Origin of the sequence: Tardiphaga sp. 839_C3_N1_4, from assembly GCF_051811045.1 — a bacterium.
Taxonomy (GTDB): domain Bacteria; phylum Pseudomonadota; class Alphaproteobacteria; order Rhizobiales; family Xanthobacteraceae; genus Tardiphaga.
Genome location: NZ_JBPWQD010000001.1, coordinates 2594068 through 2613852, shown reverse-complemented (window position 1 = coordinate 2613852; position 19785 = coordinate 2594068). Strand labels below are relative to the sequence as shown.

Sequence of the window (19785 nt, the reverse complement as noted above, 5' to 3'; positions counted from 1 at the left end):
TCGCTCCTCAGTTCGGCGCTATGACTTCAGCAGCATCGAGCGCCGCCGCGAGCCGCTTCTCCTCGCCGTAATAGCGGGCACGATCCCAGAACCGCGGGCGGCCAATGCCGGTCGAGCGGTGCCGTCCGATGATGTTGCCGTTGGCGTCTTCGCCGACCATGTCGTAGACGAACAGGTCCTGTGTAATGATGGTGTCGCCTTCCATGCCCATCACCTCGGTGATGTGCGTGATGCGGCGCGAACCGTCGCGCAGACGGGCGGCCTGAACGATGACGTCGATCGACGCGCAGATCATTTCGCGAATGGTGCGCGAGGGTAGCGAGAAGCCGCCCATGGTGATCATGGATTCGCAGCGCGACAGCGCTTCACGCGGATTGTTGGCGTGGAGGGTGCCCATCGAGCCGTCATGGCCGGTATTCATCGCCTGTAACAGGTCGAATGCCTCGGGTCCGCGGACTTCGCCGACGATGATCCGCTCCGGACGCATGCGCAGACAGTTGCGCACCAGTTCGCGCATCGTGACCTGGCCTTCGCCCTCGATGTTCGGCGGCCGGGTTTCGAGCCGCACCACGTGGGGCTGCTGCAGCTGAAGTTCAGCGGCGTCTTCGCAGGTGATGATGCGCTCGTCGTCGTCGATATAGTTGGTGAGGCAGTTCAGCAGGGTGGTCTTGCCCGAACCGGTACCGCCGGAGATCAGCACGTTGGCGCGGCAGCGGCCGATGATCTGGAGGATCTGGGCGCCGTCCGGGGAGATCGCGCCGAATTTGACCAGCTGCTCGAGTGTCAGCTTGTCCTTCTTGAACTTACGAATCGTCAGCGCGGGACCATCGATGGCCAGCGGCGGCACGATGGCGTTGACGCGTGAACCGTCGGCAAGACGAGCGTCGCAGATCGGTGAAGATTCGTCGACACGGCGGCCGACCTGGCTGACGATGCGCTGGCAGATATTCAGCAGCTGCTGATTGTCACGGAAACGGATGCCGGTCTTCTGGATCTTGCCGGCGACTTCGATGAACACCGTGCCGGCGCCGTTGACCATGATGTCGGCGATGTCGTCGCGCGCCAGAAGCGGCTCGAGCGGCCCGTAACCGAGCACGTCGTTGCAGATGTCGTCGAGCAGTTCTTCCTGCTCGGCAATGGACATCACGATGTTCTTGATCGCGATGATCTCGTTGACGATGTCGCGGATTTCCTCGCGCGCGGATTCGCCGTCGAGCTTGGCCAGCTGCGCGAGGTCGATCGCCTCGATCAGGGCGCCGAAAATCGTCGCTTTGACCTGATAGTAATTTTCGGAGCGGCGCTCTGCGATGACGGGGGCCGCAGGTGCGGCGCGCGCGGGTGACAGCGGCGGCGATGACACAGCCGGTGGCGCAGACGCAGCCGGCGCGCCGGGAGAGGGCTCCGGCGCGCCGGCGGGCTTGACGGCCCGGACATCGGTATCTGTTCCGCTACGCTTACCAAACACGACAACACTCCATGCGGTGAATTACTTCGACCGCAATTTCTCCAGGAACGGACCCAGGAAGGATCCTCGTGGCTTCTTGGCCTCGCCGCGGCCGGTCAGCCGCTGCGCAATTTGCAGAAAGAGTTCGGTGGTGCGATGGCCGGCGGCAATTTCGGCAATCATCTGACCATTGTTGGCCGCCGAGCCGAACATCTGCGGATCGAACGGGATCGTAACGATCGGCGGTGTCTCGATGGCCTTGGCGAATTCGCTGGCGCTGATTTCGGGCCGCTTTGGAACGCCGACCTGATTGAGGCAGTACAGGGGTGCGCGATCATTGGGGCGCGAGGCCTTGATCAGATCGTACATGTTCTTGGTATTGCGCAGGTTGGCGAGATCCGGCGCCGCGACGATCAGGATGTCATCCGCGCCGATCAGTGCCCGCTTGGTCCAGCCCGACCATTGATGCGGAACGTCGAGCACGATGCAGGGCATCGTCGACCGCAGTGTGTCAAAGATCGAGTCGAAGGCTTCGCTGCCAAAGTCGTAGACGCGGTCCAGCGTGGCGGGGGCAGCCAGCAGGCTGAGATGATCTGTGCATTTCGACAGCAGTCGGTCGATGAAGGCGGTGTCGACACGATCCGGCGAGAACACTGCGTCGGCGATGCCCTGCGGTGGGTCCTGGTTGTAGTCCAGCCCGGCAGTTCCAAAAGCGAGATCGAGGTCGGCGACAACGGAGTCCAGCGCCAGATCGCGCGCGATCGCCCAGGCGACGTTGTGAGCGATGGTGGACGCGCCGACGCCGCCCTTGGCACCGACCACGGCAATGATGCGGCCGACCGCCTTGGCTTCCGGCGCCGAGAACAGTCCGCAGATCGAACGAACGACGTCGATCGTCGCAACAGGCGCGATCACGTAGTCGCTGACGCCGCGACGAACGAGCTCGCGGTAGAGCGTGACATCGTTGACCTTGCCGATCACCACAACGCGGGTACCGGCATCGCAAACCGTCGCCAGTTGATCAAGGCCAGCGAGAATGTCGCCGCGCGGCTCGGTCTCGAGAACAATGACGTTCGGCGTCGGTGCCGATCGATAGGCCTCGATGGCCGCAGGCATGCCGCCCATCTGGATCTTGATGTGAGCCTTGCCCAAACGCCTGTCTTCGGCAGCGGCCTGCACAGCGGCAGCGGTTTCCACTGTCTCGCAGAACGCCTGCACCGACACGCGCGGTGCCGGCGCAATATGCTCCTCTGCCGCGGGTGTTGCGGCGGAGGGCTGCTCGTCTGCGGTTTTCTGCGCGTAGCTAATCATTGGCCCACATTGCTGATTTTGGTCTTGTCTTCGGGATAGGTCGTCGCGGTGCTCTCACCCTTGCGATACTTGTCCAGCACGACGGTACGTCGGCCGGCATAGACAGGGGTCTCGGCGCGCGGCTGAACCAGGTCCGAAGGATTGGCGACCATGGCGGCGAGATTGCGTTGCTGCGAGCAGCCGAGATTGTAATACGGCTTGTTCGCGAGATAGCCCTTGTTCTTGATCGATGACGCAAGGTCGTCGGGCCAGGTGCCACACGGACCGGCCGAAGCCCCGATCAGCGGATAGCTGACGCGGATGGTCGGCAACATACGCGGATCGCTCGGCTGATAGCTGCGCATCAGGACGCCGTTCTGCGGCACGCCGATCGCCATCAGGAGTGAATGAACCTCACGATAAGACTCTTTGGCGGCGCGTGCATTCGGTGTATTGACCGGCACCTCCGCGGTGATGACACCGGTGCCTTCGCGCAACCAGTCCTGACCGAGCGATATGACATCCGCGCGCTGTGTGGCAGACAGGCCGCCGCGCTGGCTGCCGACGAAGACCTCGGTGGTCTTGGCCCGTTCTTCGACAACGATGGGATGCCGCAGCCGGTAATCGTCCGGTATGCTCGACGTGGCGTCCTGCGCAACGGTCTTGCAGCCACCGAGCGCAAGCGTCAGGAACAGCAGCGCGCCCGTGGCAGTCCGCGTGCGCGAAGAATGTATCGCTGTGTGATTGATCATGGTCATCTGATACTTGCCCCGTCTCAATCCGTGATGAAGCCGAAAACGCCGCGATAGCTGCGCATCGGTTGGGTCGGCTCGGTGCGGTGCGGTGCGCCATAGATGCGGTTGACGTTGCCGAGCAGATCGGCCTGCGGATCGGACGCATCCACGAAGCCGTCATCCGGACGCGAGAGATCCTTCTGCGCGACAGCGCGGACCACATAGGGCGTGACCAGGACCATCAGTTCGGTGTTGTTGTTGACGTAATCCCGGCTGCGGAACAGCGTGCCCAGCACAGGCAATTGCGACATGCCCGGTAGGCCGCTGATGGCCGCTTTGGTCTGCTGCTTGATAAGGCCGGCCATTACCATCGAACCGCCGGACGGAATCTCGAGCGTGGTGTCCGCACGGTTGACCTTGATCGCCGGGATCGACGTTCCGCTGATCGTGACGGAATTTTCCTGCGATAGCTCGGAGACTTCGGTGCCGACACGCAGGCTGATACGACCTTCGCTCAGAACCACCGGCGTAAAGCCCAGCGAAATGCCGAATTTCTTGAAGGTAATCTGCGTCGTACAGATCCGCGTTGTGGGATCGCAGGTATTGCCGCCGGGGACCGGAAATTCGCCACCCGCAAGGAAATTGGCGGTCTCGCCGGAGATCGCGGTCAGCGTGGGCTCGGCGAGCGTCCGGATGACGCCGGCGTTTTCCATCGCCTTCAGCGTCGCCGTGACGGATGGCGTCGATCCGAAGGATGCCTTGAGGGCATTATCGGAGACCAGGCTGCTGCCGCGCGCCGTGAACGGGTTGCTATTGTTGAAGTTGACGACGGACGTCCCGTAGCTCATCGATGCCGACAGATCAACGCCGAGTTGCTTGACGATGTTGCGCTGGACTTCGGCGACGGTGACCTTGAGCATGACCTGATCACGCCCGCGCACCGAGATGCTGTTCACGACCTTGTCCATGCCGCCGGCGAGGCGCGCCGCGAGGTCCGCGGCCTGCTGCGCTTCGACCTGGCTCGATGCCGTACCCGACAGCATTACGCCATCGCCGAGACCTTCGATGCGGATATCCGAATTGGGCATGGTCTGCTTGAGCGCGGCCCGAATACCGTTCAGGTCGCGCGTGACGGCGATATCGTAGGCGGCGATCTGCTGGCCGGTGACGTCGAAGAATACGATGTTGGTCTGGCCTATGGTCGCGCCGATGATGTAGGCGCGCTGCGCCGAACGCACGACGGCGTTGGCGATCTTGGGATCGGCGACCAGCACATCCTTGATGTCGCGCGGCAGGTCGATGACGATCGACTTGCCGATGCCGAGCGGCAGGAATTTTGCGTTCAAGGGGCCGGCGCTGCCGGCTTGCATAGACGTGGCGTCGGCCGCGAAAACTGGCGTCAATACGGGATTGATCGCGAGCGCCGTGATGGCGGTGAGCGACAGCGCGTGGGCTGCAAGATCCCGCATCGATCCGCCTGTTGTGATGCGCTTCATCGCCTGCGTCCTCTCGATCACTTCGTTATGGTCGCGGTCGACGGGATGCCGTAACGCACGATGCTAATGCTGTCGCGCTTGCCGCTATTGGGATCTTCAACCGGCGGAGGCGCGTTGGCGTCGACCAGGGCCCGCAACGCCAGCGAGATCGTGCCGCTCTGCCGCGCGCGGGCGAGCAACTCGGCCTGTTCGGGCTTTAATTCGAGCGTTGCGGTCTTGCCGACGACTGAATTCTGCCCGTCCTTTTCCTTGGGCGCCTGATCGATGGCGAGAATGCGGATATTGTTCAAGATGATCTCGGAGCTTATGACCTCCATGCCGCCGCGATCACCGCCGCGTTCGCGCTTCGACAGGATCACGTCGACGCGGTCGTTCGGCAGAATGAAACCGCCCGCGCCGGTTTCCGGCGAAATTTCGGTGGAGACGGCACGCATGCCGGTCGGCAGAACGGCGGCCATGAAGCCAGCGCCATTTGCGCGCACAAGTTTCGGTTCACGGATCGGTTCGCCGGCAATGAAGGCCGAACGCGCGATGGAGCCGGCGATTTGCGCCGCGGCGTCCGGGCGGCTGTTACGGCTGATGACGTTGGTGCTCGCCGCCGATGCGGGCCAAGACTGCCACTGGACATCATCGGGACCTAGCGCCTGACCGAGCGCGATATCGGCCTTGGCAACGAGGACATCAGTTGTCGGGGCCTCGGCGACCTGAGGGGGCGGCGGTGCGTCCGATGTGCTCGCAAGATATAGCGCCACACTGCCAGCGCCGAGTGCAATGGCGAGGACCACAATGCGTGCGGTATTCATACGCTTCACTTTCCACATTACGCCGCGACGCTGCCGCCGCTGTAACGGGAGTTGACCAGTTATTCGTCAAAGCATGGTTAATGAGCGGTATCTAAATCGCGTTAATAGAAAGTTCCGATTTTAGTGAAGCGCGAAACGTGCCAGGTCGATCGTCTTCACCCACCCGGTGTCGGGGTAAACGAGCAGTGCGCCGAGGGCGAGGGCAATACCGTAGGGGATGCCGGTTTCCTTGTGATGCAAACGCATCAGCCAGGCCTGGCCGCCGAGCGCGTAGGGCAGTGGCCACTGACGGAATTGCAGCAGCAGCAACGTGAGCGCGCCGCCGAACAGCGAGGCGTAAACGAGGTAGTTCACGAGATGGTCGAAGCCGAACCACAGTCCCGCCGCTGCGGCGAGCTTGGCATCGCCGCCACCGATCCAGCCGAACGCGAAACAGGTAAAAGCGACCACCAGCACCAATGCCCCTGCTCCGAGATGCGACAGCGCACCCTGCAGACCCATTCCGCCAAAGATCGCCAATACGGCGAAGCCCGCCACCAGCAGCAGCGAGATGCGGTTCGAAATGGTCATCGTGAAAAGGTCGCTGATCGCCGCATAGGCCATCAGGCCCGGGAACAGCAGAAGGCGCGTCAAATCGAGGATCATGGCTTCAAAGGCCCGTTGCGGCGACGACGGAAAACCTAGCCAGCAGAAATGAACAATCGGACAACAAGAAAGAATTTACCAAACGCTGGCGATCCGGATCGCAACGGCGACCAGCGCGAGGATCAATGCGGCGCAGACCAAGCCGGCAGGGTCGCGGAGCGAGATCTGAAGTCCCTGGAGGACGGAGCGGGGAATGTCGGGGTGTCTCATACGCAGAACGATCCTGGAGGCGACGGTCAGCAGCATTCGGAAACAAAAAAGGCTCCGGACACCGGAGCCTTTTGATGCACTCGTAACAGTCGCTTACTTGAGCGAGGTGTTGATCTGACCGAACTTGCCATTCAGGTTCGAGCCGAGGCCGTTAACGATTGCGATGATGGCCAGCGAGATGCCGGCAGCAATCAGGCCGTATTCGATAGCAGTGGCGCCGGACTCATCCTTCATGAAACGCGAAACGAGGTTCTTCATAATACAAAACTCCATATGTGCACGTGGCTGTCGATCGTGATGCCTGGTCTCCCCGGCGTTCTCAGCACCGTGACCATGAGGGAACACTAGGAGTGGGGAATTGCAGTGCGGTTAATTCGATTGATGAAAGTCGGTCGCATTTGTCTCTTCTTTTGCACGGTAAATACCTACTTAAGACGATTTTAGAATGACTTGGGTTTGATGACACCACGCGTGTCCTTTTCGCTTCATTGCTCCTTAAGCATACCGCGGTAACTCTTGGCCTTCGAATACCGCGAGGCCGCGATGACGACACTCCCCTTCGATATCCTGAATATGTTTGGTGAGACCATCATGAAGGTGGTCCCGATCACACTGGCTCTGGCCGTGGTCTTTACGGTGCTGACGCATTTCTGGGCCTGCAATCCCGGCAAGCACTGGTGGCGCAAGACGGAGATCGTAACCGACGTGGTCTACTGGTTCTTCGTGCCGCTGATCACCCGCGTCGTGCGGATCGGACTCCTCGTGGTCGGCGCTGCCGTCGTCTTCAATATTCACGATGCCGATGAACTGATCGCCTTCTACGACAATGGCCACGGGCCGCTGGCGCAGATGCCGCTCTGGGTACAGGCGATCTTCTTCCTCGTGGCGTCCGACTTCATGCTGTACTGGCTGCACCGGATGTATCACGGCGGCGGATTCTGGAAATACCACGCGATCCATCACTCGTCGGAAGAGGTGGACTGGATCTCCGCTGCACGGTTTCATCCGGTCAACCTGTTTCTCGGTACCGTCGCCGTCGACGTGCTGCTATTGATGGCGGGTATCTCGCCGAACATCATGCTGTGGGTCGGACCGTTCACGACCTTCCACTCGGCTTTCGTGCACGCCAATCTGAACTGGACCCTCGGGCCGTTCAAATATGTGCTGGCGACGCCGGTGTTTCATCGTTGGCACCACACCTCGCAGGAGCGCGGCGGCAACACCAATTTCGCCGGCACGTTTCCGATCTGGGACATCATGTTCGGGACCTTCCGCATGCCGAAGGGCGAACTGCCGGACAATTACGGTGTTGATGGCGAGCCGTTGCCCACTGAATTCACCGGCCAGCTGGTCTATCCGTTCAAGCAGTAGGGCGCTCTTCCTTCTCTCTCCCCCAAGCGGCGGAGCCACGGCGCATTGCTAAACAATGCTTGAGGGAGGGATGCATCTGGCGCCTGTGCGTCGTTGCGCATTCAAAGTCAAACAGCCACTGCGCCTCAGACATGCGTCGTCACCCCCATTGTTTGCGGCGCGGGGGCGCCGTCGTGTTTAGCATTCCCACCCTCCCTTGAGAGGGCGTGCGGAACGCCGGGTGCCCGTTGCACCCTTGGGCCTGATGCCGAATGCGGTCTTCCGCAATTGTGAGTGCATCAGGACTTTCGGAGGCGCCGAGCAAGTGCCCGACGTTCCGCATACGGTGTTTTTTCAGCCTGCTTGCACTTTGCCTTGGCGAACGGTCCGATCACCAAAATGATGGTCCCACGGCGGAGGGACAGGGAGCCTCAAGCGAGTAAGCCGGACGCGTTTTGAGTTGGTCGTCCGTCACACTGTCCAGGGGTCTTTCCATCCCAAGGTCGGCCGTCTCCTTGCCAGTGGCAGTGCTGGCGCAGATCCGTCCTGCCCGAAGACAGACGTCACCCCATGAACCGCGTGACGCCGCATCTCCGGCGTCCACCGCATCCCACCCCGCGAACGTGACGATCGCGATCGCCCCTCTCGGTGGGGCAGGACAAAGGGGAATATAAACCTTTTGGGGATGTTGTCAACGGAAAATAGGAAAAAATGTTCGGGTGCTGCTTGCCGCCCCACACTGTCATTCCGGGGCGCCTTCGCGCAGACGAACCTCAGCCACTCCAATTGGTGTGGTTGGGAATCTCGACCTGTTCAGCGCAAAACACACCGAGATTCCGGGTTCGCGTCCGGCAAGTGCGGGCAGCGCCCCGGAATGACGAGCTTGGATCAGGATTCTCTGCCACTCCAATTGGAGTGCTGAGGTTCGAACTGCAGTGGCTTCGCCGCCTTCGTGCGCCCTCAGGCAAACCAATTGGTTTGCCGGGCAATGGCCCGTCAATCTAGGCTTCCTAAGCCGGGACAGCGTCCATCATGCACCCCGCCACCGCCGTTTCCAGTTCCTTCATCAATTAACGGCACATTTGCCATGTCGGGCGCCGGCACCGCTGCGTATCTGCTTTTGTCGGCTTGTATCGTCCCGGAGTACAGGATGTCGTTTCAGTCGAAGCGCGCGCGGATGCGTGCGGTGTTTGTGGCCCGTGCCTTGGTGGCAGGGACCATGCTGTTGCCGGTGGGCGGTCTTGCGGCCCCTGCGGACGATCTGATCGCGGTCAGCGTCGATCAGGCCAAGCTCGTCAAATTTCCTGAGAAGATCGCCACCATTGTGGTCGGCAACCCCCTGATTGCAGATGTGACGCTACAGCCCGGCGGCATGGTCGTGGTGACCGGCAAGGGCTATGGCGCCACCAATGTGATCGCAATGGATCGTACGGGCGCTGTCCTGATGGATCGGCTGGTTCAGGTCGAAGGTCCGACCGACAAACTCGTCACCGTCTATCGTGGTGTCGAGCGTGAGACTTATACCTGTACGCCGGAATGTCAGCGACGCGTGAGGCTGGGTGACGGTGAGACCTTCTTCAGATCCGCGATTGGGCAGGCCGGGACTCTCAGTACTCAGGCCATAACGGCAGGAAATGCCGCCAGGCTCAACAACTGACCTGTGATCTCGTAAACGCGCAAATGGTGCCGCATCCCATGCGGTATCGTTCAGCGGAGACATGGTCAACAGCGGGTTAACCCATCGAGCCGTCTTGTCTCGATCCGGCGAAACACTTCAACAATCTGTTTCCGATACATCTCGGTGGTAGCTATTTCCTATCACCGAGGCACTTGCAGATGCTGTTACCGCTGATCTCGATGGCGATGCTCGCCAGGCGGCTGCGCCGCTTCGGCCACGACAGCGGCGGCTCGGCCGCAGTCGAATTCGCGATGATCGCGCCGATCTTTTTCGCGCTGATTTTCGCCATCATGGAAACCGGCATGGTGTTTCTGGCGGGGCAGGTCCTTGAAACCGGCGTCCAGGATGCTGCGCGGTCGGTTTATACGTGTTCCGCTGCAGCTACAGCCGTCGATTTCAAGACGTCGATCTGCGCGCGCGCATCGGCATTGATGGATTGCACCAAGCTCGACATCGATGTGCGGTCATACGATCCCGGCACCGCGATCACGATTTCGGATCCGATCGACGCCAGCGGCAACTATGTGTCGACGAATCTCGTCTACCAGCCGCCGGCCTGTCCGACCAGCAAGACGGTGGTCGTGCGCGGCTTCTATCAGTGGCCGCTTTATGTGACTGGCCTGGGCTACAATATCGCCAATATCAGTCGTGGAACGACGAGCAGCAAGCGCCTGCTGGCCGCGACGGCGGCTACCGGGCCGCAGTGATGGCAGGGATCGGGACAATGCGCGTGCGTATGGCAGCACTGGCAGCCTGGCGACAGGCCTTGCTGTTGCGAGACGATACGAGAGGCGTCTCCGCGGTCGAGTTCGCGATGATCATTCCGCTGATGTTCCTGATGTTCTTCGGCATGCTGGATGTTTCCAACGGTTTTGCCGTCGATCGCAAGGTCAGCCAGATCTCACAGGGGCTGGCCGATCTTGCGTCGCGCTACACGACGCTGGCGGAAACCGATGTCTCGAATTTCTTCATCATCGCCGATGCGATGCTGACGCCTTATGACAAGACGCAGCTCAAGGCGTCGATCAGTCAGGTCTATATCGATCCGTCGACCAAGATCGCCAAGGTGGTGTGGACGCGCGGCGATTTTCCCACCGGGAAAGTGAATGGCAATGATGTGGTCAGGAAAGTGAACGATATCGTATCGGTTCCCACCAATCTGATCGTCAAGGACGCCAATGGGAACTATCTGCCGAACCAGTATCTGATCCTCGGCGAGGCCAACTATACATACGTGCCGACGATCGGCTGGGTCGTGCCGAAGGGCGGACTCACGCTGTCCGATGCGATGTACACGCGACCAAGGCAAACGTCATGCGTCGTGATGGTGACGAGCTGCACGCCGTAATTTGCGATCATGCGCTGCGTATTTGTAGCTGCAGCGAACGATCGTCGATCCACTGTTCCGGATCATGCTTCAGCAAAAAGGCCGCGCTCGAGAGCGCGGCCTTTTCGTATTCAGTCGATCAGTTCGCAAGCATCAAGCTTGCGAGTGATCGTTTAGCCTGCAGCGCGGAGATTGTCGGCCGACGACTTGCCGGAACGACGGTCAGCAACGATTTCGTAGCTGATCTTCTGGCCTTCACGCAGGGTGCCGAGACCGGCACGCTCAACGGCGCTGATGTGAACGAACACGTCGTTACCACCATCGTCCGGCTGAATGAAGCCGAAGCCCTTGGTCGCGTTAAACCACTTCACTGTTCCCATGCTCATGGGGGTAGTCCCTTCTCAAAGATATAGTGTAGCCCACGCAACAAATGTGGGCTGGTGACATCGAATTTTTGGAAGGGTCGTCAGTCTAGACCGGCTGCACCGGGGGATAGATAATGTCGTCCGGCCGAAAATCGATTAACTCATATTAGGGGAAGCGCCCCCTCAAAACAATCCTGACGCGCACGATTTTTTGATTGCGCACGAACGGTCAGGAACGCTTACCCATCCGCGCATCGCGAGTGATCCGATGCGCGGATGGGTTGTCGTTGCGCTTTAAACTGTCGACAGTTTAAACGCTGGATGCGCTTAGCGGCGACGGAACTGACCGCGCGGCGGTGCGCCACGCGGAGGACCGCCGGGACGCTCGTCCTTGTGGCGGAAAATCAGACGACCCTTTTCGAGATCGTAAGGCGACATCTCGATGGTCACGCGGTCGCCGGCCAGCGTCTTGATGCGGTTCTTCTTCATCTTGCCGGCGGTGTAGGCGACGATTTCGTGTCCTGCGTCCAATTGCACGCGATAGCGTGCATCGGGGAGGATTTCGGTCACCAGTCCTTCGAACTGGATCAGCTCTTCTTTGGCCATTGTTAGCTCCAGATCGATCGGCTGTTAGCGTGGCCGCTGGGTGCGGTTCGGGGTTGTATTCGGTCGGCTTTCGCGGTGCAGGAAGGCAACGCCCTGCATCCCTTCTTTAGTCGCGGTTCCAGCCTGGTTGGCCGGACGTGAGATCGGCTCATGCCGTGCATTCTCGTGTCTCGCATTCTCGTTCCGACCATGATCGCGGTTCGGCTGCGATGCGCCGCCGTTGCCGCCATGAGGGCGACGACGATTGCGCGCGTTCTTGCCGGGCGCTCCGTCATTGCTGCGTGGTGCGTGCGGGGCGGAGCGACCGTTGCGCTGACCGCCACGGTTCTGGGAAGGCGACGGCCCCACGTCGTTGCGGCCTGGGGTGCGGCGGTCTTCCTTCGGAAGCGAAATGCGGATCAGCTTTTCAATATCGCGCAGATACGCCATTTCCTCGCCCGCGCAAAGCGAGATTGCGATGCCTTCGCGTCCGGCACGGGCCGTACGGCCGATTCGGTGGACATAGGTTTCCGGGATATTCGGCAGGTCGAAGTTCACCACATGGGTGATGCCGTCGACGTCGATGCCGCGGGCGGCGATGTCGGTGGCCACTAGGGTGCGGATTTCGCCGGTGCGGAACTGGGCCAGCGTACGCTCGCGATGGTTCTGCGACTTGTTTCCGTGGATCGCGGCGGCGGCGATGCCGGCGCGCTCGAGGCCCTTCACGACCTTGTCGGCGCCGTGCTTGGTGCGGGTGAACACCAGTGCGCGATCGACCGTCTCGGTCTTGAGGATCTGGGCGAGGATCGTCGGCTTGGCGGAGTGATCGACCAGCATGATCCGCTGGCTGATGCGCTCCACGGTGGAGGCAACCGGGGTCACCGCGACGCGGGCCGGATCCTTGAGCATTGCTTCGGCAAGATCGGCGATATCCTTCGGCATGGTGGCCGAGAAGAACAGCGTCTGGCGCTTGATCGGGAGCTTGGCAACGACTTTGCGAATGTCGTTGATGAAGCCCATATCGAGCATGCGGTCGGCTTCGTCGAGCACCAGGAACTCAACCATGTTGAGCTTGAGGCCGTTGCTCTGCACGAGGTCGAGCAAGCGGCCCGGGGTGGCGACGAGGACGTCAACGCCCTGCATCAGCGAACGGACCTGACGGCCCATCGGCACGCCGCCAATGGCCAGCGCCGATGCGAGGTGCATATGGCGGCCATAGGCGTTGAACGAGTCGAGGATCTGGCCGGAGAGTTCGCGGGTCGGGCTCAGCACCAGCACGCGGCAGGTTTTCGGCTGCGGCTTGATGCGGTTCTCAAGCAGACGGTGAAGGATAGGAAGCGCGAAGGAAGCGGTCTTGCCGGTGCCGGTCTGGGCGATGCCGATCACGTCCTTGCCGGTGATGGCAATCGGGATGGTCTGCGCCTGGATCGGGGTTGGGGTGGTGTAGTTTTCTTCTTTAAGCGCACGGGTGATGGGATCGGCGAGGCCGAATTCCTGAAAGGTGGTCAAAAGATTAATCTTTCCAAAGTGAAAGCAGGCGCCCGGCCATGATTCAAAGACCATGGGGCCAGGGAGCGCGCGAGTGTGTCTGGGACACCCGCGTGTTTGGGGCGTCAGTTCTGGTTAGCTGAAGGGGCAAGCCAGAAACCGTCGAACTGCCCTGAGGAGATCAGAGTAAAGACGGGATCAGAACACGCGGCTCGCAAGGACCTGATGATTCTCTAGGTCGTTCGATTGATATGGAACAGCAAGGCGGCGGATTCAAGGTCAATCGGCGTGAGGGTTAAAACCAGCGACAAAATACCGCTGCATGAAATTTAGACATGAGGCAATTTTTGGTGATTATTTAAGCTGATTGCCGTGTGCATGATCAATTTTTCTGCACAAAAAATAAACAGGCCAGCCTCAGCGTTTTGCGAAAATCGGAAACCAGCGAACAATCCCAAGCACTTAACGTGTGTTCCGGGGCTGGCACACTTCTTGCGATCTCCTTAACGCGCCGGCCGTGGGGCCGTTCCGCATTGATTTCGTCTGCGTCAGGGAGAGACCGCACATGATTACCAATTTGACTCACGCTATAGCCAAGCCGATGTCGCGCCGGAGCCTGATGGCTGCCGCGACGGGTCTGGCTCTGGGCCTGTCGGCATTTTCGCCGGCCAAAGCGGCAGACGACACCATCAAGGTCGGCGTTCTGCATTCGCTGTCGGGCACCATGGCGATTTCCGAGACCACGCTGAAAGATACCGTGCTGTTCATGATCGATCAGCAGAACAAGAAAGGCGGCGTGAACGGCAAGAAGCTCGAAGCCGTGGTGGTCGATCCCGCATCGAACTGGCCGCTGTTCGCCGAAAAGGCGCGCGAGCTGATCACCAAGGACAAGGTTGCCGTCGTGTTCGGCTGCTGGACCTCGGTGTCGCGCAAGTCGGTTCTCCCGGTGTTCAAGGAACTGAACAACATCCTGTTCTATCCCGTGCAGTACGAGGGCGAAGAGTCCGAGCGTAACGTGTTCTACACGGGTGCTGCTCCGAACCAGCAGGCGATCCCGGCGGTCGACTACCTGATGAAGGACGAGAAGGTGAAGCGCTGGGTGCTGGCCGGCACCGACTACGTCTATCCGCGCACCACGAACAAGATTCTCGAAGCCTACTTGAAGTCGAAGGGCGTCAAGCAGGAAGACATCATGATCAACTACACGCCGTTTGGTCATAGTGACTGGCAGACGATCGTGGCCGACATCAAGAAGTTCGGCTCGGCCGGCAAGAAGACCGCCGTGGTCTCGACCATCAACGGCGATGCCAACGTTCCGTTCTACAAGGAACTCGGCAACCAGGGCATCAAGGCGACCGACATTCCGGTTGTTGCGTTCTCGGTGGGTGAAGAAGAACTCGCCGGCATCGACACCAAGCCGCTGCTCGGCCATCTCGCGGCCTGGAACTACTTCCAGTCGATCAAGAGCCCTGAGAACGAGAAGTTCATCAAGGAATGGCAGGCCTTCACCAAGAATCCGAAGCGCGTGACCAACGACCCGATGGAAGCCACCGTGATCGGCTTCAACATGTGGGTGAAGGCGGTCGAGAAGGCCAAGTCGATCGAAGCCGACAAGGTCATCGATGCACTGCCCGGCATCGAAGCCAAGAACCTGACCGGCGGTACCTCGAAGATGCTGCCGAACCACCACATCACCAAGCCGGTGTTCATTGGCGAGATCAAGGCCAATGGCCAGTTCGACGTGGTCTGGAAGACCCCGGCCCTGGTGGCTGGCGATGCATGGTCGAAGGAGCTCGACGGCTCCAAGGACCTGATTGGCGACTGGGTTGGCAAGAAGTGCGGCAACTTCAACACCAAGACCAACAAGTGCGGCGGTCAGGGGTCCTGATCTCGCTCTGAGGTTCTGTGTTCTCCATCATTGCGGGCATTTTCCGCCCGCAATGATGATCCTCCCGAGACTCTTCTGACACGAGACTCCCAAAACTGGAGAAGGCGGTGAATCCGTCGCCTTCTCTTTTTTCTTCGGCCGGGGTTTTCCAGTGACTGATCTCCTTTATCGTTTCCGCGCGATCGCTGTTGCATTTCTGCTGATCGTCGCGACCGCCATTCCGGCCTTTGCGGGTCCTTTCGAGGATGCCGTCGCCAAATTCGCCAATGACGATTTCTCTGACAGCGACGAAGCCGTGGGCATCATCGCGACCTCAGGCAATCCGCGGGCTTTCGCTGTGATCACCGCGCTACAGGAAGGCCGGCTCTCCGCCGATCCCGACAGCAAGAAGGTTTATCTCACCGGCACCGACGGCAAGGTGACTGACGCTGCCACCGGCGAGGCCGTCGCTGAAGTGCCGGCCAGCGCCGCAGCGGTGCGCCTCAACAATCGTCTTCGCCGCAACATCGAATCCGCACTGGGCGGGCTCACGCTGATGTCGCCGGATCCCGCCAAGCGCATCGCCTCGGCGCAGTCGGTGTTCAAGAGCCACGAGACTGCGATGCTGCCGGTGATCGAGACCGCGCTGGAAAAGGAGACCAACAAATCCGCCAAGCAGGCCTTCACCGAGGCCCGCGCCGCGATCCTGCTCTACAAGGAAGATGCGACCGAGGCCGAGAAGATCGAATCCATCGCCATCATCAAGGGGCGCGGCGATCAGGACGCGCTGGCGCTACTCACCAGCCTGCCTGGCGACCAGACCATCGGCGTTGCGCGCAGCGCGGCCAGCGCCGTCACGGCGATCAACAGCCGGCAGACACTGTGGTCGATCGGTCAGAACGCCTGGTACGGATTGTCGCTCGGCTCGGTTCTCCTGCTCGCCGCCATCGGTCTCGCCATCACCTTCGGCGTGATGGGCGTCATCAACATGGCGCATGGCGAGATGGTGATGATCGGCGCCTATGTCACCTTCGTGGTGCAGGACGTCATCCGCACCAGCTATCCCGGCCTGTTCGATTACTCGCTGCTGATGGCGGTGCCGCTGGCCTTCATCGTCGCTGGTCTCCTCGGCATCGTCATCGAGCGCACCATCATCCGCTTCCTCTATGGCCGTCCGCTGGAAACCCTGCTGGCGACCTGGGGCCTGTCGTTGGTGCTGCAACAGGCGGTGCGCACCATGTTCGGCCCGACCAATCGTGAGGTCGGCAATCCCTCCTGGATGTCCGGCGCATTCGAGCTGGGTCAGCTCACGATCACATACAACCGGCTCTGGATCCTGTGCTTCACGCTTGCCGTGTTCGCGATCCTGCTGGCGATGCTGCGTTACACCTCAATTGGACTTGAGATGCGCGCGGTGACCCAGAACCGCCGCATGGCGGCCTCGATGGGTATCGCGACCTCGCGTGTCGACGCGCTGACTTTCGGCCTCGGCTCCGGCATTGCGGGCATTGCCGGCGTGGCGCTGTCGCAGATCGACAACGTGTCGCCCAATCTGGGCCAGAGCTACATTATCGACAGTTTCATGGTCGTGGTGTTCGGCGGCGTCGGCAATCTATGGGGCACGCTGGTCGGTGCGTTCTCGCTCGGCATCGCGAATAAATTTCTCGAGCCGGTGGCAGGCGCCGTGCTTGGCAAGATCGCCATCCTGGTGCTGATCATCCTGTTCATCCAGAAACGGCCGCGCGGCCTGTTCGCGCTCAAGGGCAGGGCGATCGAAGCATGACGCCGCATTTCCTCACCCGCACGCTGGATCGCAGCGCCACGATCTTCCTGCTGATCGTCGCCGCTGTCGGCATCCTCATTCCGCTGTCGAACCTGCTGCTGCCGGCGGACTCGCCGCTGCAGGTGCCGACCTATCTGATGGCACTGTTCGGCAAATATGTCTGCTACGCCATCCTCGCGCTCTCCATCGATCTGATCTGGGGCTATTGCGGCATTCTCTCGCTCGGACACGGCGCCTTCTTCGCGCTCGGCGGCTATGCCATGGGCATGTATCTGATGCGCCAGATCGGCTCGCGCGGCGTTTACGGCAATCCGCTGCTGCCGGACTTCATGGTGTTCCTGAACTACAAGGCGCTGCCATGGTATTGGTATGGCTTCGACATGTTCTGGTTCGCAGCGGCGATGGTGCTGATCGCACCGGGCATCCTCGCTTTCGTGTTCGGCTGGCTCACCTTCCGCTCGCGCGTGTCTGGCGTGTATCTGTCGATCATCACCCAGGCGATGACCTACGCGCTGCTGCTGGCCTTCTTCCGCAACGATTTCGGTTTCGGCGGCAATAACGGCCTGACCGATTTCAAGGACATCCTCGGATTCAACGTGCAGGCCGACGGCACGCGTGCGGCGCTGTTCGCGCTGAGCTGTCTGGCGCTGATCGTCGGCTTCCTCGTCTGCCGCGCCATCGTGACCTCGAAGCTCGGCAAGGTGCTGATCGCCATACGTGACGCGGAATCCCGCACACGATTTTTGGGCTATCGCGTCGAATCCTACAAGCTGTTCGTGTTCACGCTGTCGGCCTGCATGGCCGGTGTCGCGGGTGCGCTCTATGTGCCGCAGGTCGGCATCATCAATCCCGGTGAATTCGCCCCAGCCAACTCCATCGAAGCAGTCATCTGGGTCGCGGTCGGCGGCCGTGGCACGCTGGTCGGCGCGGCGCTCGGCGCGGTCGTGGTCAACTACGCCAAGACGGTGTTCACGTCCGGCGCCCTTGCTCCCTACTGGCTGTTCATGCTGGGCGCGCTGTTCATTCTCGTGACGCTGTTGCTGCCTAAGGGCATCATCGGCACCTTCAATGCGTGGTCGGAAAGCCGCAAAGCCAGCAATAGCGCGAATGCCGACAGCGCCGCAGCGGAAGATGGCGTCACCAAACCTCATCTGGCGGAGAAGGCGTGATGACCGTGATTGAAACGCCAGCCCCCGCAACGCCGGCCTCCCACGCGCCTGCTATCATTGATCCCGTCGTCGCGGCACGCGAGGCGGAAGCCCGGCAGAAGCGCATCACCTCGGCGCAGCTCTATCTCGATGGCGTCCATGTCTCGTTCGACGGCTTCCATGCTATCAATAACCTGTCGATGGTGCTGGCACCCGGTGAGATGCGCGCCATCATCGGCCCCAACGGCGCCGGCAAGACCACGATGATGGACATCATCACCGGCAAGACCAAGCCGGACGAGGGCGACGTCTATTTCGACGGCACCCATGATCTCACGCTGCTCGACGAGACCAAGATCGCCGAGCTCGGCATCGGCCGGAAATTTCAGAAGCCGACAGTGTTCGAGAGCCAGACGATTTACGACAATCTGCTGCTGGCGCTGAATGTCGATCACTCCGTGCGCGGCACGCTGTTCTGGCGCGGCAGCCGGGGCGAAGCCGAACGCATCGACAAGGTGCTGGAGACAATCCGTCTCACGGACTCGCGCGATCGGCTCGCCGGCAATCTCTCGCATGGCCAGAAGCAGTGGCTCGAAATCGGCATGCTGCTGGCGCAGGATCCGAAGCTGCTGCTGGTGGACGAGCCCGTCGCGGGCATGACCGACGTCGAGACGCATCAGACCGCCGAACTGCTGAAAGCAATCAACCGCGACAACAAGACCGTCATGGTGGTCGAGCACGACATGACCTTCGTGCGCGAACTCGGCGTCAAGGTGACATGTCTGCATGAAGGCACGGTGCTGGCCGAAGGCGCCATCGACGATGTGTCGACCAATGACCGCGTGGTCGAAGTGTATCTGGGGCGATAGAGTATGCTCAAAGTCGACAATATCAGCCTCTATTACGGCGCAGCGCAGGCCCTGCGCGGCGTCACCGTTTCGGCGGAGCCGGGTAAGGTCACCTGTGTCCTCGGCCGCAACGGTGTCGGCAAGACATCGCTGCTGCGCGCCATGGTCGGCCAGCAGGCGATTTCGTCAGGTTCGATCACCTTCGACGGCCAGGATATCTCGACGCTGAAGCCGTTCGAGCGGGCGCGGCGTGGTATTTCCTTCGTGCCGCAGGGGCGCGAGATCTTCCCGCTGCTCACGGTGGAGGAGAACCTCAAGACCGGTTATGCGCCGCTGAAGCGCGCCGACCGCAATATTCCCGACGACGTGTTCTCGCTGTTTCCGGTGCTGAACTCGATGCTCGGTCGGCGCGGCGGCGATCTCTCCGGCGGCCAGCAGCAGCAGCTTGCCATCGGCCGTGCGCTGGTGATGCGACCGAAGCTCCTGCTGCTGGATGAGCCGACTGAAGGCATCCAGCCCTCGATCATCAAGGATATCGGCCGCGCCATTTCCTATCTGCGCTCGCTCGGCAATATCGCTATCGTCCTCGTGGAACAGTATCTCGACTTTGCCTGCGAACTCGGCGACAACTTCGCCGTGATGGATCGCGGCGCGGTGAAATACACCTGTGACCGCAGCACGCTCGATCCCGCCGAGATCAGCCGCCAGATGGCGCTGTAACGCG

At 60.9% G+C, this 19785-nt stretch carries 19 protein-coding genes; 9 read left to right on the top strand and 10 right to left on the bottom strand.

Annotated features, from left to right (window positions below; genetic code table 11):
• Positions 1-7 precede the first annotated feature (7 nt).
• The 7 genes from AB8A38_RS12530 to AB8A38_RS12500 form a co-directional block, all read right to left on the bottom strand.
• Positions 8-1465 (bottom strand): CpaF family protein, encoded by a 1458-nt coding sequence (locus tag AB8A38_RS12530; protein ID WP_439086187.1) that lies wholly within the window; start codon positions 1463-1465, stop codon positions 8-10.
• Positions 1466-1486: 21 nt separating this feature from the next.
• On the bottom strand, positions 1487-2755 hold the full coding sequence (locus AB8A38_RS12525) for an AAA family ATPase (RefSeq protein ID WP_315840970.1): 1269 nt from the start codon (positions 2753-2755) through the stop codon (positions 1487-1489).
• On the bottom strand, positions 2752-3486 hold the full coding sequence (locus AB8A38_RS12520; RefSeq protein WP_439086186.1) for a CpaD family pilus assembly protein: 735 nt from the start codon (positions 3484-3486) through the stop codon (positions 2752-2754). Before AB8A38_RS12520 ends, AB8A38_RS12525 begins: the two co-directional genes overlap by 4 nt.
• A 23-nt stretch (positions 3487-3509) precedes the next feature.
• Positions 3510-4964 (bottom strand): type II and III secretion system protein family protein, encoded by a 1455-nt coding sequence (locus tag AB8A38_RS12515; protein WP_439086185.1) that lies wholly within the window; start codon positions 4962-4964, stop codon positions 3510-3512.
• A gap of 17 nt (positions 4965-4981) precedes the next feature.
• Positions 4982-5767: a Flp pilus assembly protein CpaB gene (gene cpaB, locus AB8A38_RS12510; RefSeq protein WP_439086184.1), complete on the bottom strand. Its 786-nt coding sequence runs from the start codon at positions 5765-5767 to the stop codon at positions 4982-4984.
• Positions 5768-5887: 120 nt separating this feature from the next.
• Positions 5888-6412, bottom strand: a complete 525-nt coding sequence (locus AB8A38_RS12505; RefSeq protein WP_439086183.1) for an A24 family peptidase — start codon at positions 6410-6412, stop codon at positions 5888-5890.
• A gap of 303 nt (positions 6413-6715) precedes the next feature.
• The gene (locus AB8A38_RS12500; protein WP_315840976.1) at positions 6716-6880 is read right to left on the bottom strand and encodes a Flp family type IVb pilin; all 165 of its coding nucleotides are present in this window, start codon (positions 6878-6880) and stop codon (positions 6716-6718) included.
• Positions 6881-7165: 285 nt separating this feature from the next.
• On the opposite strand from AB8A38_RS12500, the gene AB8A38_RS12495 reads away from it, so the two are divergent.
• The 4 genes from AB8A38_RS12495 (at position 7166) to AB8A38_RS12480 (ending at position 10998) form a co-directional block, all read left to right on the top strand.
• Positions 7166-7993, top strand: a complete 828-nt coding sequence (locus AB8A38_RS12495; protein ID WP_315840977.1) for a sterol desaturase family protein — start codon at positions 7166-7168, stop codon at positions 7991-7993.
• 1129 nt (positions 7994-9122) lie between these two features.
• Complete coding sequence (locus AB8A38_RS12490) at positions 9123-9629, top strand: pilus assembly protein N-terminal domain-containing protein (RefSeq protein ID WP_315840978.1); 507 nt, start codon at positions 9123-9125, stop codon at positions 9627-9629.
• Between the two features lie 179 nt (positions 9630-9808).
• On the top strand, positions 9809-10357 hold the full coding sequence (locus tag AB8A38_RS12485; RefSeq protein WP_315840979.1) for a TadE/TadG family type IV pilus assembly protein: 549 nt from the start codon (positions 9809-9811) through the stop codon (positions 10355-10357).
• A 17-nt stretch (positions 10358-10374) separates the two neighbouring features.
• Positions 10375-10998 carry a TadE/TadG family type IV pilus assembly protein gene (locus tag AB8A38_RS12480; RefSeq protein ID WP_315840980.1) on the top strand — a complete coding sequence of 208 codons (624 nt, stop codon included), beginning with the start codon at positions 10375-10377 and terminating at the stop codon, positions 10996-10998.
• A gap of 152 nt (positions 10999-11150) precedes the next feature.
• Here AB8A38_RS12480 and AB8A38_RS12475 read toward each other — a convergent pair whose 3' ends face one another.
• From AB8A38_RS12475 to AB8A38_RS12465, 3 genes are all read right to left on the bottom strand, one after another.
• A complete protein-coding gene (locus AB8A38_RS12475; RefSeq protein ID WP_011474122.1) occupies positions 11151-11363 on the bottom strand; it encodes a cold-shock protein in 213 nt (70 codons plus the stop codon).
• 306 nt (positions 11364-11669) lie between these two features.
• A complete protein-coding gene (gene infA / locus AB8A38_RS12470; protein WP_068733922.1) occupies positions 11670-11948 on the bottom strand; it encodes a translation initiation factor IF-1 in 279 nt (92 codons plus the stop codon).
• A 24-nt stretch (positions 11949-11972) separates the two neighbouring features.
• On the bottom strand, positions 11973-13490 hold the full coding sequence (locus AB8A38_RS12465; RefSeq protein ID WP_089261529.1) for a DEAD/DEAH box helicase: 1518 nt from the start codon (positions 13488-13490) through the stop codon (positions 11973-11975).
• Positions 13491-14016: 526 nt separating this feature from the next.
• Here AB8A38_RS12465 and urtA point away from each other — a divergent pair.
• The 5 genes from urtA to urtE all read left to right on the top strand — a co-directional run bounded on the left by urtA (position 14017) and on the right by urtE (position 19781).
• Complete coding sequence (gene urtA / locus AB8A38_RS12460; RefSeq protein WP_439088511.1) at positions 14017-15303, top strand: urea ABC transporter substrate-binding protein; 1287 nt, start codon at positions 14017-14019, stop codon at positions 15301-15303.
• Between the two features lie 151 nt (positions 15304-15454).
• Positions 15455-17065 carry an urea ABC transporter permease subunit UrtB gene (gene urtB / locus AB8A38_RS12455; RefSeq protein ID WP_439086182.1) on the top strand — a complete coding sequence of 537 codons (1611 nt, stop codon included), beginning with the start codon at positions 15455-15457 and terminating at the stop codon, positions 17063-17065.
• Positions 17062-18234, top strand: coding sequence for an urea ABC transporter permease subunit UrtC (gene urtC, locus AB8A38_RS12450; protein ID WP_315840982.1), 1173 nt, complete (start codon positions 17062-17064; stop codon positions 18232-18234). Before urtB ends, urtC begins: the two co-directional genes overlap by 4 nt.
• Complete coding sequence (gene urtD, locus AB8A38_RS12445; RefSeq protein ID WP_439086181.1) at positions 18234-19082, top strand: urea ABC transporter ATP-binding protein UrtD; 849 nt, start codon at positions 18234-18236, stop codon at positions 19080-19082. The genes urtC and urtD overlap by 1 nt, the downstream gene beginning before the upstream one ends.
• A 3-nt stretch (positions 19083-19085) precedes the next feature.
• Positions 19086-19781: an urea ABC transporter ATP-binding subunit UrtE gene (urtE, locus tag AB8A38_RS12440; RefSeq protein WP_068733931.1), complete on the top strand. Its 696-nt coding sequence runs from the start codon at positions 19086-19088 to the stop codon at positions 19779-19781.
• Positions 19782-19785 lie beyond the last annotated feature (4 nt).